Annotated in this window: 16 protein-coding genes and 2 pseudogenes; 4 read left to right on the top strand and 14 right to left on the bottom strand. The window is 64.4% G+C overall.

Annotated features, from left to right (window positions below; genetic code table 11):
• Positions 1–17: 17 nt before the first annotated feature.
• The 4 genes and pseudogenes from ASC92_RS29005 to ASC92_RS06840 all read right to left on the bottom strand — a co-directional run bounded on the left by ASC92_RS29005 (position 18) and on the right by ASC92_RS06840 (position 3,767).
• Positions 18–542, bottom strand: a complete 525-nt coding sequence (locus tag ASC92_RS29005; protein WP_200935949.1) for a flavin reductase family protein — start codon at positions 540–542, stop codon at positions 18–20.
• Positions 516–1,734, bottom strand: a pseudogene (locus ASC92_RS06850) (styrene monooxygenase/indole monooxygenase family protein); the annotation flags it as partial. The pseudogene ASC92_RS06850 and the gene ASC92_RS29005, both read right to left, overlap by 27 nt.
• Positions 1,735–1,751: 17 nt before the next feature.
• Positions 1,752–2,953 (bottom strand): annotated as a pseudogene (locus ASC92_RS06845) (styrene monooxygenase/indole monooxygenase family protein).
• A gap of 22 nt (positions 2,954–2,975) precedes the next feature.
• Positions 2,976–3,767 (bottom strand): SDR family oxidoreductase, encoded by a 792-nt coding sequence (locus ASC92_RS06840; RefSeq protein ID WP_056512298.1) that lies wholly within the window; start codon positions 3,765–3,767, stop codon positions 2,976–2,978.
• Between the two features lie 180 nt (positions 3,768–3,947).
• On the opposite strand from ASC92_RS06840, the gene ASC92_RS06835 reads away from it, so the two are divergent.
• Both ASC92_RS06835 and ASC92_RS06830 read left to right on the top strand, forming a co-directional pair.
• A complete protein-coding gene (locus tag ASC92_RS06835) occupies positions 3,948–4,970 on the top strand; it encodes an AraC family transcriptional regulator (protein WP_056512294.1) in 1,023 nt (340 codons plus the stop codon).
• A 120-nt stretch (positions 4,971–5,090) separates the two neighbouring features.
• Positions 5,091–5,747 (top strand): dihydrofolate reductase family protein, encoded by a 657-nt coding sequence (locus ASC92_RS06830; protein WP_056512291.1) that lies wholly within the window; start codon positions 5,091–5,093, stop codon positions 5,745–5,747.
• Between the two features lie 56 nt (positions 5,748–5,803).
• Here the strand turns inward: ASC92_RS06830 and ASC92_RS06825 are convergent, their stop codons facing one another.
• The 7 genes from ASC92_RS06825 to ASC92_RS06805 all read right to left on the bottom strand — a co-directional run bounded on the left by ASC92_RS06825 (position 5,804) and on the right by ASC92_RS06805 (position 11,330).
• The gene (locus ASC92_RS06825; protein ID WP_162245707.1) at positions 5,804–6,964 is read right to left on the bottom strand and encodes an ABC transporter substrate-binding protein; all 1,161 of its coding nucleotides are present in this window, start codon (positions 6,962–6,964) and stop codon (positions 5,804–5,806) included.
• A 605-nt stretch (positions 6,965–7,569) separates the two neighbouring features.
• A complete protein-coding gene (locus tag ASC92_RS27910) occupies positions 7,570–7,992 on the bottom strand; it encodes a DUF4279 domain-containing protein (RefSeq protein WP_082519508.1) in 423 nt (140 codons plus the stop codon).
• Positions 7,993–8,068: 76 nt separating this feature from the next.
• Positions 8,069–8,533: a DUF4259 domain-containing protein gene (locus ASC92_RS29625; RefSeq protein WP_082519507.1), complete on the bottom strand. Its 465-nt coding sequence runs from the start codon at positions 8,531–8,533 to the stop codon at positions 8,069–8,071.
• A 126-nt stretch (positions 8,534–8,659) separates the two neighbouring features.
• Positions 8,660–9,040 (bottom strand): hypothetical protein, encoded by a 381-nt coding sequence (locus ASC92_RS06815; protein ID WP_056512281.1) that lies wholly within the window; start codon positions 9,038–9,040, stop codon positions 8,660–8,662.
• Between the two features lie 293 nt (positions 9,041–9,333).
• Positions 9,334–10,029 (bottom strand): OmpA family protein, encoded by a 696-nt coding sequence (locus tag ASC92_RS27900; protein WP_082519506.1) that lies wholly within the window; start codon positions 10,027–10,029, stop codon positions 9,334–9,336.
• A 196-nt stretch (positions 10,030–10,225) separates the two neighbouring features.
• Positions 10,226–10,795 carry a hypothetical protein gene (locus tag ASC92_RS06810; RefSeq protein ID WP_056512279.1) on the bottom strand — a complete coding sequence of 190 codons (570 nt, stop codon included), beginning with the start codon at positions 10,793–10,795 and terminating at the stop codon, positions 10,226–10,228.
• A gap of 193 nt (positions 10,796–10,988) precedes the next feature.
• Positions 10,989–11,330 (bottom strand): hypothetical protein, encoded by a 342-nt coding sequence (locus tag ASC92_RS06805; RefSeq protein ID WP_056512276.1) that lies wholly within the window; start codon positions 11,328–11,330, stop codon positions 10,989–10,991.
• A 122-nt stretch (positions 11,331–11,452) separates the two neighbouring features.
• Between ASC92_RS06805 and ASC92_RS06800 the strand changes: the two genes are divergently transcribed.
• On the top strand, positions 11,453–12,034 hold the full coding sequence (locus ASC92_RS06800) for a hypothetical protein (RefSeq protein WP_157608999.1): 582 nt from the start codon (positions 11,453–11,455) through the stop codon (positions 12,032–12,034).
• A gap of 31 nt (positions 12,035–12,065) precedes the next feature.
• Here ASC92_RS06800 and ASC92_RS06795 read toward each other — a convergent pair whose 3' ends face one another.
• Both ASC92_RS06795 and ASC92_RS06790 read right to left on the bottom strand, forming a co-directional pair.
• Positions 12,066–12,935: an NmrA/HSCARG family protein gene (locus tag ASC92_RS06795; protein WP_056512269.1), complete on the bottom strand. Its 870-nt coding sequence runs from the start codon at positions 12,933–12,935 to the stop codon at positions 12,066–12,068.
• 29 nt (positions 12,936–12,964) lie between these two features.
• A complete protein-coding gene (locus ASC92_RS06790; protein ID WP_056512267.1) occupies positions 12,965–13,906 on the bottom strand; it encodes an NADP-dependent oxidoreductase in 942 nt (313 codons plus the stop codon).
• Positions 13,907–14,009: 103 nt separating this feature from the next.
• Here ASC92_RS06790 and ASC92_RS06785 point away from each other — a divergent pair, with 103 nt between their 5' ends.
• A complete protein-coding gene (locus ASC92_RS06785) occupies positions 14,010–14,891 on the top strand; it encodes a LysR family transcriptional regulator (RefSeq protein ID WP_056512264.1) in 882 nt (293 codons plus the stop codon).
• Between the two features lie 90 nt (positions 14,892–14,981).
• On the opposite strand, the gene ASC92_RS06780 is transcribed toward ASC92_RS06785, so the two are convergent.
• Positions 14,982–15,992: a LacI family DNA-binding transcriptional regulator gene (locus tag ASC92_RS06780; protein WP_056512260.1), complete on the bottom strand. Its 1,011-nt coding sequence runs from the start codon at positions 15,990–15,992 to the stop codon at positions 14,982–14,984.
• Between the last annotated feature and the right edge of the window lie 5 nt (positions 15,993–15,997).

The raw sequence follows: 15,997 nt of genomic DNA, 5'->3' as shown, positions 1-15,997 counted from the left end.
GTTCTCCGTTGTGCGTTCTATTGCAAACATTCCGGGTGCCGCGTCGTCACCTGGTAGTAGCCCGAGTGAAAGACCAGCGGCTCGCCATCGAAGCGGTCGTACCGCTCGACTTCACCGATGAAGATGAGGTGATCGCCCCCATCGTACTGCCGCACGTTGCGGCAGACGAATCGGGCAATGACGTCGTTGAGCAGCGGTACGCCCGCCGTGCCCTCGCAGCAATCCACACCGCCGAACTTGTCGGCCTGCGGCGTCGAGAACTGGCGCGACAGGTGATGCTGGTGCGCCGCAAGCACGTTGATCGCGAAATGGCTGGCGCCGGTGAAATCCGCCACGCTCGGTGCGTTGCGGGCCAGGCTCCACAGCACGAGCGGCGGCTCGAGCGAGACCGACGAGAACGAGTTGGCCGTCATGCCCACGCGGCGCCCGTCGATGGCGCGCGTGGTGATGACGGTCACGCCGGTCGAGAACTGGCCCAGTGCCTTGCGGAAGTCGCGGCGGTCGAACCGGTCGACCGCCGCCTCGCGGGCCCTGGTTTCCAGGAAGCGGTCGGCCTCCGCGGCGTCGAACCACCAGGGCGCGAAGGCGCGCGGATCGTCGAAGCCGTTGACCAGCGTGCTCGCCACCGAGGGCATGTGCGTGGCGCTCTGCAGCAGCTTGTGCATATGGGGCGCGGGCGGCGCGAGCAGGCTGTGGGTCCATGCGGTGGCCCAGCGTGCGTAGCCTTCCCAGTAGCGGTCGAAGGTCTGCTGCATCCACGCCGCATCGAAGGGGGCATCGCCATGTTCGAGGATGCGCTTGAGACAGATGTCGGCGCTCTTGGCCGCGTTGTTCGAGCCCTGGCCGGTGATCGGATCGTTGAGCACCACCACGTCGGCCAGGCCCAGCACCTTGCGCCCCGAGGGCAGTGTGGCCACCGGCTTGCGCACCGTCGGTGCAAAGCTGCCGACGAGCACGCCGTTGCCGTCGGCCAGTTCGATGTTCTTGCAGCGCTCGGCCTCCCATGGCAGGAAGGTGTCGAGGATCCACTTGCTGCGTGCGAGGTGCTCTCGCGGCGTCTTCACGTCCGACCAGCAATCCATGGGACCACCGGGCACGCCTTCGAACACCATGATCTCGCAAGGCCCCGTGGTCGTCAGCGCGGGGAACACCGGGAATCAGGTTGAAGCACACGGCAGAGAACGGCTCGCGCGGTGCCATGCCCTTCACGTAGGTCAGGGCCAGAACGCGCTGGGGTGCGTCGAACGGGGAGCGCCCGGCATCGCGCTCGAACAGCTTCGATATCTCGCCCTTGCCGCTGGCCACGACCGCGAGATCGTGCGTGCGCGCGCATGCTTCCAACTCGTCGAGCCCCACGTCCTGCAGCACGAGGCGGCCGCCCCGCTTCTCGAACTCATTCATCCACGCGGGGATTTTGATGCGCTGGTCGACCGACTGCGCGGGGCCATCCAGCCTCGCGCTCCATTCGATGGCTTTGCCGCCTTGCGGGTTGCGCACCGTCATGCCTATGCCTTCCACGGGCGGGCATTCGCCGGCCCAGAAGTCCAGCCCGAGTTCGCGCTCGGCCTGCAGCGCGGTTTCGAACATGCATTGGCTCGACATGACCGGCCCTTCGAAGATCTCCCGCGCCGTGCGGTTCGAGAAAACCGTTACCTCGTGCCCGGCCTGTTGCAGGCCCAGCGCGAGTTGCATGCCGGACTGCCCGGCGCCGACGATGGCCACGCGTCTGTTCATACGCTTTACCCGTCGCGTCAGGCGGCGGCCGCCCAGGTCTCGATGTAGCGGTCGGCCTCCACCGGGTCCGCGAACCACGGGAAGAAGGTGCGCGGATCGTCGAAGCCGTTGGCGATCGCGCTGGCCAGCGGGGGCATCGCGCCGGCGCTGCCGAGCAGCTTGAGCACATGGGGCGGCGGCGGTGCGAGCAGCATGTTGGTCCACTGCGTGACCCATTGCGCATAGCCAAACCAGTAGCGGTCGAAGGTCTGCTGCATCCACGCCGCATCGCCGGGACCGTCGCCGCGCGCGAGGATGCTCTTCAGGTACACGTCGGCGCACTTGGCCGCGTTGTTCGAGCCCTGGCCGGTGATCGGGTCGTTGAGCACCACCACGTCGGCCAGGCCCAGCACCTTGCGCCCCGAAGGCAGCGTCGCAACCGGCTTGCGCACGGTCGGTGCGAAGCGGCCCGCGAGGATGCCGTTGTCGTCGGTCAGCTCGATGTTGCTGCAGCGCTCGGCCTCCCAGGGCGTGAAGGTGTCGAGGATCCACTTGCTGCGCGCGAGGTGCTCCTGCGGCGTCTTCACGTCCGACCAGCAATCCATGGGACCACCGGGCACGCCTTCGAACACCATGATCTCGCAAGGCCCCGTGGTCGTCAGCGCGGGGAACAGACGGCCGAGTGCGGCTCGCGCGGCGCCATGCCCTTCACGTAGGTCAGCGCCAGCGCGCGCTGCGGCTTGTCGTAGGGCGACTTGTGGGCGTCGCGCTCGAACAGCTTCGAGATGTCGCCCTTCCCGCTCGCCACCAGCGTGAGGTCGTGGCTTTGCGCGCAGGTCTCGAGCTCGTCGATGCCCGCGTCCTTGAAGACCAGTTCGCCGCCCTTGCGCTGGAACTCCGCCATCCACGCCGGGATCTTCACGCGCTGGTCGACCGACTGCGCGCTCGAATTCAGCCGGGCCGCCCAGTCGATGGCCTTGGCTTCCTTCTGCTCGGGATGCGGCACGGCCAGGCCGATGCCGTCCACCGTGGGGCATTCCTTCGCCCAATGGTCCAGACCGAGGTCGCGCTCGATCTGCAGCGAGGTGTGGAACATGCACTGGCTCGACATCACCTTGCCGTTGCGTATGTCGTCGCCCGTGCGGTTGCTGAACATCGTGACCTCATAGCCCGCGCCCAGCAGGCCGAGCCCCAGTTGCAGGCCTGACTGGCCCGCACCGACGATTGCGATTCGCTTCATGGTGTTGCTCCTTATTTGCTTGCTAGTCCATCAACCTGGGAATGGCGGGCACGGCCTGCTCCGGGCCCATGGCGGCATAACCACCGTCCACCGCGTAGTCGGCGCCCGTCACGAAGCTCGCGTGGTCCGAGCACAGGAACAGCACCACCTGCGCCACCTCGTCCGGGTCGCCGACGCGCCCGAGCAGATGAAAGGGCGCGGCCACGCGATCGGTCTTGGCCCGGTCGCCGCCGCTGAGCCGGTCCATCACGGCCGACCACGTCCAGCCCGGCGACACGCTGTTCACGCGGATGCGGTCGGGCGCGAGGTCCATCGCCATGTTGCGGGTGAGCTGCGCCATCGCGGCCTTGCTCACCGGATAGAGCCAGCGCCCCGTCTGCGCCACGCGCGAGGAGATGCTCGTGAAATTGACCACCGCGCCGCCGCCTGCCGCCACCATGTGCGGATGCACGGCCTGCAGCATCGCCACCGCGCTCGCGACGTTCACGTTGAACGATGTGAGCCAGTCGGCACGCGGCGACTTGAAACCGTCGTCCACGTACGAGCACGCGAGGTTCACGAGGAAGTGCACGCCGCCATGCCGCAGCACCGCCTGCGCCACGCACGCCGCCACCTGCGCGTCGTCGGTGATGTCGGTGCGCACGAAGCGCGCGCCGGTGCCCAGCGAATCCGCCAGCGCCTGTCCGTTGGCGGCGTCGATGTCGGCGATGACGACCTTCACGCCGGCCGCGTGCAGCGCACGCACCACGCCGGCCCCTATCAATGTGGAGCCACCGGTGACGATGGCGCTCCTGCCTTCGAGTCCCTTGAACATGACGCTTGCTCTCCTTGGTGGATCGACCGGGCCGGGCTGGCCCGTGGGGTCGTACCTTAGGAGGCGAGGGCGCGCTGGCGAATCCCGCAAGCGCAGGCGCCGTCCCTGGCGCGCATGTTTTTGCCAAGGGGCGATCCGAATTGTGGGCTGGGATGCTTTTTGCTAGGGTGACCTGGCCCCATGGAAACCGCCGCCACCTCCCCACGGCTGCCGCTGCAGCGCTATCGATTGTTCGAAAGCCACGACATGGACGAGGCGCGCGAAAGCGTGGCCCGCGTGTTCTGCCCGCACGGCCTCACCATGCTGCGGCCCCGCGCCGAGCTCGATGCCTGCCACCACAGCGCACGCCTGCACCGCGACGTGAGCCTGAACTACGTGCAGTACGGACCGGGCGTGCAGATCGACCCGGGCTACCTGCAGGATTTTTTCCTGTTGCAGATTCCGTTGCGCGGCGGCGCCGAAATCCGCTGCGGCGCGCAGCAGGTCGACGCAACGCCCAGCCTCGCCTCATTGCCTTCGCCCACCGAACCGCTCTCGATGCGCTGGGCCGACGACAGCCCGCACCTGATCGTGCGGCTGGCCCGGCCGGCGCTGCTGTCGCGGCTCGAGTCGCTGCTACAGGCGCCCATGCATCAGGCACTGGTGTTCGACCTCGGCGTGCCGCTCGACAACCCCGCGCTCGCGCCGCTGGTGCACTTCATCGACTATCTGCGGCTCACGCTCGATGCCGGCGGCAATGTGCTGCAGGCCGGCAACCGCCTTGCGGAGCACGCCGAGGAATACCTGATGTCCAGCCTGCTGATGTCGGCGGGCCACAACCACTCGCGCGCCCTGGCCAGCGATGCGCAACGCAGCCTGCTGCCGCGCGTCGTGCGAAGGGCGCAGGAATTCATGGCGGCGCATGCCGAGCAGCCCGTGTCGCTGGCCGACATATGCAGTGAAGTCGGCTGCAGCGCGCGTGCACTGCAGCTGGCATTTCGCCAGCACGCGGACCAGGGGCCGATGGAGTTCCTGCGGGAGCTCAGGCTCGACAGGGTGCGGGGCGAGCTGCTGGCGTCGGCGGCAAGCGGTGGCAATGGCAGCGTGCGTGAAGCGGCGGAGAAATACGGCTTCCTGCACCTGGGCCATTTCGCTGCGCAGTACCGTGCGCGCTTTGGGGAGCGGCCTTCGGAGACTTTGGCGCGCGGTGCGTTGCGGCGCTGAGTGGGGGGCGTTCTAGGGGGCACTCAAGGGCGGCTATGCGCCCGCTGCAGAATCATCGTTCGCGCCTCCGTGGGCATTGCCCGCGCTAAACTGCGGCTCCCCTTTGCAGGAGACGACTCCATGACCCGATTGCTTGTGCGCAGCTTCGGCGTTTCGCTCGATGGCTTCGCCGCCGGCCCGGACCAGAGCCTGGAGAACCCGCTGGGCGTTCGCGGTCCCGAACTCATGGACTGGTTCTTTCCCACGCGCGTCTGGCAGCAGATGCAAAAGACGGGCGAGGCCAACGGCGAGACCGGCATCGACAACGAGATCGCCGAACAAGGTTTTTCCGAGATGGGTGCCTGGATCCTTGGGCGCAACATGTTCGGGCCGGTGCGCGGTCCCTGGCCCGACGAGAGCTGGAAAGGCTGGTGGGGCGACGAGCCTCCGTACCATGTGCCGGTCTTCGTGCTGACCCACCATGCCCGCGCGCCACTGACAATGAAGGGCGGCACGACATTTCACTTCGTCACCGGCGGCATCCACGATGCACTGGCGCAGGCGCGGGCAGCCGCGGGCACGCGCGACGTGCGCGTGGGCGGCGGCGTGGCTACCGTTCGCGAATATTTGAAGGCCGGTCTGATCGATGAACTTCACCTGGCCGTGCGGCCGGTGCTTTTGGGCAAGGGCGAGGCGCTGTTTGCGGGCCTCGACCTGCCGGCGCTGGGCTACCGCTGCGAACGGCAGGTGGCAGGCGAGCGCGCCACGCATATGTTCCTGCGCCGCAGCGCGCGTTGATGCGGGAAGAGTGGAACAAGCGACAGCAAGGTCCTGTCACTTCATCCTCGATCACCCTACCGACAATCGTTCCAGTACCAATCAGGATTCGCCTCCAGCGGCGTGGCGATCCGCTTGAGCGACGCGCGGCCCTGCGTGTCCTTCGCAACAATGAAGACGTGCCCGTCCTGAACCGGGAAACCGTTGCGTAGAAACTTGAAACCACTGCGTACCGACGAAAAGTTGGCGTCGTTGAGTGCGTTGCGCAAGGCATCGCGATCGGCGACGGAGCCCTTGGCCGCCTTCAGCGCGCTGTCGATCAAGAGCGCCGCATCGAAACCTTGCGCGGCGTATTGCGATGGGATGCGCCCGTGCTTCTTTTCGAAGGCCGCAACGAAAGCCTTGCTCGCAGGGCTCGGCAGGTCGGGGCCCCAGACCGCGCCTGCCAGCACATTGAGCGCGGCATCCTTGAGCAGTGGCAGTGTCGTGCCATCGACCGTGCCGACCGTCAGCAAAGGCACCTTGTTCAAGAGCCCCGAGCGATTCATCTGCTGGATGAAGTTGACGCCCATGTCGCCCGGCAGGAAAGCAACCACCGCATCGGGCGCGACGCGCTCGATTTGCGCCAGCGCTGCCGCGTAGTCGGCCTGGTGGGGCTGGACGTAGATTTCGCTGACCACCTCGCCCGAGTAGTAGCGCTTGAAGCCCCGCAGCTGGTCCTTGCCCGATGGGCTGTCGGGCGCCAGGAACAGCGTCTTCCAGTAGTGCTTGTCGACTGCGTATCGTCCCACGATCCCGGCCTGGAACTCGTCCTGATACGAGGCGAAGACGAATTTGCTGTTGCACTGCTTGCCGGCAATCGGCGCGGGGCCGGCATTCGAGCCGACGAACAGCACGCCCGCTCTGGCCATCGGCTTGGCCATGGCCATCATCACGTCGGAGAAGGTCACGCCGGTGATGAAGCTGACCTTGTCTTTTTCGATCAGGCTCTGCGCCAGCTGCGCCCCGAGCTCAGGGTTGTGCTGGTCATCTTCCTTGATGACCGTCACGGGAACGCCGCCGAGCATTCCCTGCCGCTGCTCGACCGCCAGCATGAAGCCGTCGTACTGCTCCTGCCCGAGCGCTGCCGACGGTCCGGACAGCGTGCCGATGAAGCCAATTTTTACTTGGGCTGAAGCGGCCAGCGCCGTGGCTCCCAGGGCGCAGGCCAAGAGGACCGTACGAATGCGGTGGATCAAGGTGTTCCTTGTGGATGAGTGAATGGGGCCAGTGGTCAGAAGGAGACCGGGTGCGGCCCCGGCCGGTTTTGTGGTCGCGGTCTTCGACGGCGCTTCGGAAATGGGACTCTGAATGACCGCGCCGGGCCGGAAGTTGTCGTGGCCAGCGGACCGCTCTACACAGTCAAGAGTCCCACGTCATACCAGACTTCAGTCTGTCCAGGGGCAAGTAGCACGCGCCAACCGGGCGCAAGCGCGAGGTACGGCAAGAGGGCTGGGGCATGTGAACCGATATGGCTCACGTGAAGCGGCTGAAAGAACTGTGGATCGTCGGATAGTTCGCCACCCCAGATGTACCAACCGCATGTGTCGCCTTCTCGTGGATGACGAAGCGCGTTGAGCGGTAGTTGAGAGATCGTAGCGAGCGCGATACCCAACTTCTCGTTCTGGCCAGGAGGGTCATAGAGCGCACCCCATTTCTGACAAGTATCCGCTTGGGATATAGATGAAATCATGAAATCAAGATTTTTAAGCTCAACGGCACGGTAAGCGCGCAATGTTCGTACTGGGACGACGCTAACGAAAGGCCCGGTTGGTCGAAGTCGGCCGGCGAGAAGCGGACTACTCTACCCGTGCTCGCCTTCGACATCGGGGCTGTAGATGTCGACGGACAGAACGATCCCTCGCGCGCCAAGGGCGATCATCGTTACAGGGGAAATCTCGACGCCCTCATTGCTGCCGCTCATGAACCACCCGCAAAACAGATCCACTCGGAAGCGGCCCGATAGGGCCTGCCAGACGTCAAGATCCGTGGTTGTGCGACGAAGTAGTTCGAAAATCTGCTCGCCCAAGTTCTCAGGCTCGGTGACCTCAGCGTCCAGTCGCCACATCCCAGACGTGCGCACGCCACCGCGACTTGGCAAATCCCACTTGTCCCCCTTTGCGTATGCCGCGGTCGGAGATGTTCCGAGGAGTCTGGTGATTTCGGCCGGTACGACGTCGTCTCCAATGACTCGAAGCGAGGCCACGGCACGTTGAAGATGAGTCATTTGTGGAAAGTTTTCCGAACGGTCATTGAAAAGCTCGGCTTGGGGAGGGTAATTCGCTGGTGCTGGTCGATGGCTGTTATTGCCGTTCAAGCCTCGTGGCAAGCTGGCTGATTCCAGTGGCCCATCGGTTTGACTTGCCTGCAGCCCACTGTTGAGCGAGCTCAGAATGACTGAGGTCCGAAACCCGGGCGAGAGCCTTGCGCGCACGGGGCGCCAGGGCGCGCACCTGAGGCATGTGAGTCTTTTCGAGGCATGGCGCGGATTCTGCGCTCGTCGCAGCGGACCGATTGCCGTCCACGCTTGCTATTACTTCGGCGGCGGCGACGGCGACAGAGCCCGCATCGGCCTCAAGATAGCCAGGCCGCAATGCCGCATCGATGGCTGCAGCTATTGCGGGTGCTCCCGCGGACCTCGCGCACTCAGTCAGCCAGTCCTGTGCATCGTCGTTGTCGAAAGGACCCTCACCCCATGCCCCAGCTCCGGCTGAGAAACTGATGGTCAATGCGAACGCTGCCACGCACGCATACTTTTGAATTCTCATCAATCCCCCGTGTGTTTAAGTCCGGATTCTGACTCAAGCACGAATGGCCGGTGGCCGGCTCCTGCCGAAACCACACCCTACCGACACTCGTTCCAGTACCCATCAGGATCGCCTTCTGCTGGCCCCTTACCGTTCCGATATGCGTTGCGAGCCGACATCCTGGCGATCACCGAGGGGTATCAGCGCCGACAAGAACGGAAATTCTTTGTCATAGCAAACCTCGACACGATCCCCGGCCTTAAGCCTGCGAAACCCATAGATGAGCTTTGCATACTTCGAGCTCTCGGCAGCGCCGAGCGGGGTAAAGCTGAACACAATGCATTGGCCTTTGCCACCGCCGCCGCTTATATATCCAACGATCTCAGCGGATGTGCGCTGTCCGGTCTCCACCAGTTTGGCAATCTCCTTTCGCCTCGTTGCACCCGAGGCGACGAGCGGGATACCAATCAGAGCGAATAGAGTTGCGCCCATGAGGACCAAACCGACAAATCCACTACTCAGATGCATAGGCTCCAATCTCGTTCTGGCCGGCAAGCGTAAATTGGATGCTCATTCCGGATGCTGTTCGAATAGTGGTCAGGATGCGTCCGCGTCGGATCGCTTGCAGCGTGCCACTTCTTGGGTATAGGCAGTAGAACACCGCTGAAGTAGAGGACAGCAACAAGCATCGGCTCCTGGCCGAATTCTGTCCTCGGACTGGGCCGCGCCTTGCGCGCTCATGACGAGGATCGGCGAACGAGACGTACGCATGACGAAGCACGTAGTAGGCATCGCTTGACGATCTCCGTTTGAAACGTTTGCTAGTACGGCAGCAACGGCAACTCTGGCCCGTCCACGCATCTGTCTCGAGCATTGGTGGCGACTGCACGCAGCGCTACCGCTCCGATCCATACGCTGCCAGCCGGGCTTTCGGCCTGTGCGTTCTGCGTGTGAATGTTGTCGCGCAATACACCCAGATCCTGGACAAGATCCGCGACATATCCGGCGCGTCGCTCCGCAAGTTTCCGCGCTCCTTCTTTTGTCCTCCCCTCATTCGATTGAGTGCTGCCGACCACTGTCACACCCTGCACTTCGCAATGTTGAGGGCCTTGTACTCGCCCCAACAAGGACATGATCATTTCGCGGCCCTGAGGGCTCAGTGCCACCGCATCACGTTCGAACATCACTTCCGCACTCTCGAACCATTTCACGGGAACTGGCAAATGCCTTGCAGTAGTAGAGGCAACGGCGGGTATACGCTTAGCGGAAGGTGCCGAAGTATCAGCGCCGTCGACGGAAATTACAGGGGCAGGAGCTTTTTTGGCCGACCCGCTGTCTGTTGTCTTTTCTCTCTCTGGTGCTGGTTTTCGCGCTTCTTCACACTCTTTTAATCTACGCTGCTCCTCTGGGGACCATACACAACCCAAGCAGATGCATGACTGAGCCCACGCCGAAGTAGCGACGAAGAAAACTCCCCAAATGAGAGTTGCCCCAAGGAACAAGGTTTTCTTGAGCATTTAGCTTTCTTCCCCAAAAGATGCCGATCAAGAGTGCGAATTGAACTGGACGATGAACGTCTGTGATTCGCCGACAGTCGAAGTCCGGCCCACGGGCCAAAGAGCCATCAATGGGCCAAGGTGGGATGGCTGCTCGCCTACCAACAAGCCGCTGCGTGCTCGCAGACTCATCATTGCGCGTCTCCAGAAGCGGTTTCTATCGTACCTCGCTGGAGGCCTGCACTAGAGAGGAGATCGATGCAAGCCCGCGAGCGTCCAAGTCTGCGCATTCGACCCACCGATGAGTTCCATAACCGGCAGGCTGCTCGATCATCGAAGCGGCGATCGCAGTAGCCGCGACTGCGCCAATCAGACCGAAGCTTGCTCCTACGGCCGTCCCGACAGGATCACTCAGGTGGTCGGGATTGGCCAGCACAGCGGAGGCGTAGAAGAACCGACGATCGCCAGCCTTGAGTTCAATGGGCAGGGTCACGACCTTTGACTCCGGCGCACCGGCTTTCGCGCCTGCCAGGCGGTAAGTGCCTGGCGGAAAACGCAGCGCGATGTAGGTTTCGGGCGGAAGAGCGGACGTCGGAGCGTCGTCGACGGAGGGGACGAGCACGGACTTGTCGTGCGGCGCTCGCAGAAGGTAAACGATGGCCTCTCGGTCCTTGGGTTCGAGCCAGGCAATGTCTTTGGGTGCTACCGGTTGCTTCGCGAAGTCCCTTGGCCCAGCGCAGCCAGCGATAGAGCCGGCCAATATCAGCCAAACGATGACACGTTTCATGTAGTTGCCTCCCGCGGATGCCAGCACGCCATACGGCCGACGTTTGCCGAATGTATACGCTCGACAGAAGCTTGGTCTCGACAGCGAATGCCCGCTCCTGGCCGCGTTCTATCTCTACCGAGCATGCCCGGCTCGGGCTGCATGGGTGTTTATGGCTCACCGGGCGTCGGAGGCGGGAGGCGGCTTCTGGCCGTCAGGCACCGCCTGAGCGAGCGCTGGTGCTTGCTCCGTCAGCTGTCTTGGCGTCGGCTGCCGGCGCACCTTGCTCCCGTTCCTTCCGCAACCCTGGCGGCTCCCCGCCGAACCACATCCACTGCGGGTCCGTAGCCCCGTGATTCAGGCCGAACAGATTCCACTGCTGTCCTGCGATGATGGCCACCGCCGCCAGGACCAGAACGATCAGCATGGCGCAACCGGTGTAGACAAGCATCGCCAGGGGGGACACTGCGGTAAGCAGGTCAAGCCCTGCTATCGCAACGATTGCGCCGATACAGACGCATGCCAGGACGGCCTTGAACAGTGCCTTCGCAGTCATGTGGCGTTCCTCACGTCGTTTCTAGCTTCAATCATGAACGATTGGACGCTTTTGGGGAATGGCCGGATCATGATGCAAGCTTTGATCGTTTTTCGAGAGTCGCTCGCGGAGCCTCATCCACCATGAAATATATTCGCCACCTTCTTGTTCTTTTCGCCGCGGTGGCGTGCACCCACATTGACGCCCAAACGACGGGCGCCGCGCCGCGCAGTTCCAACGACTCCCCGATTCCCGCCGCGTCGCATGGATCCATTTCTGAATCCAATGCCGCCGTGTTCAAAGCTTGCGCTGTTGCTCCGACAGCGAATGGAGCGTGTCCGCTCGATGCGGTCTTCGGCCTCTTCAAGCTCGCGCCGAACAACGACGTGCTGGACTTCAAGGTTTCGAACACCGTCCCTCGGGCGATCAACCAAAACTACGGTTGGATCCTGAAACTCAACCAGAAGACTGGCAAGGTCCGCGTTCTCGAACGCATGACATTGCCGGAAACCCCGAAGACGTGGGGCGCCGGTGGCCAGCCTTACGGTACGTCCGCGGATCGCAAGACTCTTTCGCTGGACGTGACCTTGACCATCTACGACGGCACCATTTCGAAGTCTTGGGACGTGGCCAATGGCGACCCTCCCGGCCACTACCTGATCAGCGCCTATGTCGAAGACTCCGCCCCGGTGCAGTTCGAGTTCGACGTCATCGATCCAAGATGACCAACTGTTTTCCGATTGGGTCGGGGCCGGGCTACGACGCGGCAATGGCCTCCTTGACGAAGTCGGCGTATTTGCGCAGAGGACGGCCGAGCATGGCCTGCAGGCGATCTGCTGTGCCGTCCGCGCCGTGCATGCCGAACTTCTGAATCCCCGCCATCATCAAGCGCATGTCGTAGGCAAGCCAGGACGGCGCCATCGAGGCCATCTGACCTTCGAAGGCCGCCACGTCGTCTCCACCGTAAGTCACTTCGCGACCGAGCGCGGCACTCCAGATCCTGGCCACCGACGCTCCGGTCAGCCGCTCGGGCCCGACCAGCTCCAGCGTCGCACGTGGTAGCGGCGCGGGTGCGCGGTCGCGGCGCAGCAGTTCGGCGACAGCGACGTCCGCGATGTCTCGCGCATCGATCATCGCGACGCCTGCCGAGCCGATCGGCATCGGGTAGACGCCATAACCCTGGATCACCTGCTGGACCATGCGCTCGTTCTGCATGAAGTAGGCAGGCCGAAGGATGGTCGCCGGAATGTCGAGGCTCTCGATCATTCGTTCGACCGTGTGCTTGCCGGTGAAGTGCGGTACGTTGGTGAACTTGTCCGCGTGGATGACCGACAGGTAGACGACGCGCTCAATGCCAGCCTCGCGAGCCAGGTTCAGCGCGACGAGGGCTTGCGTCACTTCATCGGGCGTGACGGCGTTCAGCAGAAACAGCGTGCGCACCGACGAGAGCGCCGCGCGCACCGAGGACACGTCTGTCAGGTCGCCGACGGCCTCCTTGACGCCCGCCGGAAAGCTTTGCTTTCCGGAAGTGCGAACGAACGCACTGACTTCGGCGCCGGCGGCGGCCAGGCCTTGGACAACGAGGGAACCGATGGTGCCGGTGGCACCGGTGACGAGAATGCTCATGGAAGTCTCCAGGGGTGGTTGGGGGTAAATCAAAGTGAAAAGTCCGCGACGACCTTGCCGATGCGAGGGTCTGTGCGATTGCGTTCGATGGCCGCGGGGATGTCGTCGAAGCCCACGACTTCGCCGAGCTTCGAGATCAACGTGCCTTGGGCGATTTCTGCCGCCAGCCGCTCCAGGAGGGCGGCGTCCGACTTGTTCACGAACCACAGTCCGCGGCGGCCGGGAGGCGTGCGTGCAAGGATGTCAGGCGAGGTCGTGCCGACGATCGCGCCGTCCTTCGTCAGCACCTGCCACGAGCGGTCGAGCACGTCGCCGCCGACATAGTCGAGCACCAGATCGATGTCTCGTGCGACCGACTCGAAGCGTTGGGTCCGGTAGTCGATGACGTGGTCCGCGCCGAGGCTGCGCACATATTCGACGTGTGCGGTCGACGCCGTTGCGAAGACTTCGGCGCCTGCCTGCTTGGCGTACTGCACGGCATAGCCGCCCAGCCCGCCCGCTGCACCGTGAATCAGGATTCGCTGGCCTGCGGCGATCGGACCCGCGTGGTGCAGGCTTTGCCAGGCGGCCACGGCCGCCACCGGGACGGCGGCCGCGTGGACGTCATCCATGCCCTGCGGCGTGCGCACCAGGTTCGCCTCGTCGACGGCCACGACATCGGCATAGGCACCGAGGCCGCCCAATGGCCCCATGACGCGATCGCCCACGCGAAAGCGCGAGGTGCCCGGGCCGAGCGCCTCGACGGTGCCCGCGAGTTCGATACCCAGCACGGCGGGCAACTGAAGCGGGAAAGCCTCCCGGACGAAGCCTTCACGAACTTTCCAGTCGATGCCGTTCACGCCGGCGGCCCGAACGCGGACCAGGACCTGGCCCGGTCCGGCTGCGGGCCGCGCGATCTCGGCGATCTCGGCAGCGGCAGCACCGCCATAGGACCGGATCAGCACAGCGCGTTGTGTGGTGGTGGTGGTCATTTCAATTTCCTCATCTCGAAGTTGCGATGAGGAGAAGATAGGCTGTTGCATCAGTAAAACGAAGACGCGAAAATGAAGACACCTCGTCTCAAATTCGGAACACATGGACCTGAACGCCTTGACCGACTTCGCACTCGTCGCAGCGAATGGAGGCCTCGGAAAGGCAAGCCGTGCGAGCGGGAGATCGAAGGCCACCCTGTCCCGTCGCATCGCGGACCTGGAAGAGCAACTCGGCGTGCGGCTCATCGAGCGCAGCGCGCGCGGGCTCAAGCTCACGGAAGCCGGCCAGATGCTGATGGATCGCACCGAAGGGCCGATGCACGAGGTGGCTGACGCCATGACGTCAGCTCGCGAGGGCTTGTCGGTACCGCGCGGGCGCCTGCGTGTCGCTTCGCCGGTGCTGTTCTCCCAGCTTGCGATGGGGCGCATCTGCGCCGAGTTCTGCGCGGCTTACCCCGACGTCACGTGCGAGGTAGTGGCGGACGATCGCCTGGTCGACCTCGTCGAGGAGCAGTTCGACGCCGCGATCCGGATCAATCCAAGCCCCGACAGCAGCCTCGTAGGTCGGTGCTTCGCCAAGGACCGGCTGGTGGTCGTGGCCGCGCCATCCGTGCCCATGCCCAAGCCAGGCAAGGGCAAGGTCAGCCCTGTTCCCGGCGTCGTTTCAACAAGCTTTCAACCCACGAATTGGACACTCGACGACGGACGCCTTGTCCTGGAGCCGATCCCGAGGCTGAGACTTTCCTCGTTCCTGATGATTCGCGACGCTGCGATTGCGGGGGCCGGCGCCGCCCTGATACCGCAGTCCATCGCGTGGAACCAACTGACTCGCGGAGATCTGGTTCAGTGGGGCACGGTTTCGGGCGTGGAGGTCGCGCTCTGGGTCCTGCATACATCGCGACGACTTCCTGCGCCGAAGGTTCGCGCGTTTGTCGAATTCATGTGCGGGCAATATCCGCAGGGGTCACTCGTACTGAACGGCTAGAAGACCGGTCGATCGAATTCGCGAATCTTCCGAACTCGCGAGGGAAGTGATGGACCTGGTACAGGTCTGCGTGCCGCGAGTGCGCTGAGCCTACGAACTCTCCCGCTGCTCGATGCGGAACGGAATCAGCACCGTCTCCGCAGGTGGCCGATGCCCTTCGCGCGCACCGTCGATCACGCGCAGCAGCAGCTCACCCGCCGCCCTGCCGATGCCCACGCAATCCACCGCCACGGTGGTGATGCGCGGGTGGCAGGCGCGCGCCACCTCGAAGTCGCCGAAGCCCGCGATCGCGATGCGGCCGGGCACGTCCCAGCCGCGGCGCTGGCATTCCATGAGTGCGCCGAAGGCCGACAGGTCGGACACGCAGATCACGGCATCCACGTCGGGCCACTGCCGGATCAGCTGCGCCACTGCCTCGCCGCCTTGCGCCATCGAGATCGGCGGCTGGCCGAAGCTGATGACGTGGCCATCGGGCAGGCCCAGTTCGCGGATCGCCTGCGCGTAGCCGCGCTGCCGGTCGGCGCCGCGCGTGTCGCGGTTCGAGGTGCCGCCGATGAAGGCGATGCGGCGGTAGCCCTTGCCATGAAGATGCCGCACCATCGCCGCGGCGGCCTCCGCGTTCGAGAAGCCCACCGTGTGCTCGATGGGCGTGGAAGGTAGGTCCCATGTCTCGACCACCGGCACGCCGGCGGCCTGCAGCATGGCGCGTGCGGCGGGCGTGTGCGAGCCGCCCGTGAGGATCACGCCCTCGGGCCGGCGCGCGAGCATGGCGCGCAGCAGGCGCTCTTCGGTCTCCACGCGGTAGTCGGTGTAGCCCAGCAGCAGCTGGAGGCCGCGCGCTTCTATCGCCGCGGTGATGCCCTGCGCGGTTTCCGAAAAGTTGGAGTTGTTGAGCGAGGGGACCAGCACCGCGATGAAGCCCGAGCGCTTGCTGGAGAAGGTGCGCGCGGTCTGGTCGATGACGTAGCCCATTTCCTCGCAGGCCTGCAGGATGCGCTGGCGCAGCGCCTCGGAGGTCACGCGGTCGCTGCTCGCGCCGCGGTTGAGCGCGCGCGATACCGTCATCTTCGACACGCCGACGCGCGCGGCCACGTCGGCCATCGTCG

Origin of the sequence: Variovorax sp. Root411, from assembly GCF_001425205.1 — a bacterium.
Taxonomy (GTDB): domain Bacteria; phylum Pseudomonadota; class Gammaproteobacteria; order Burkholderiales; family Burkholderiaceae_C; genus Variovorax.
The sequence above is the reverse complement of the archived record's forward strand: the minus strand, read 5'-3'. Positions and strand labels throughout refer to the sequence as shown.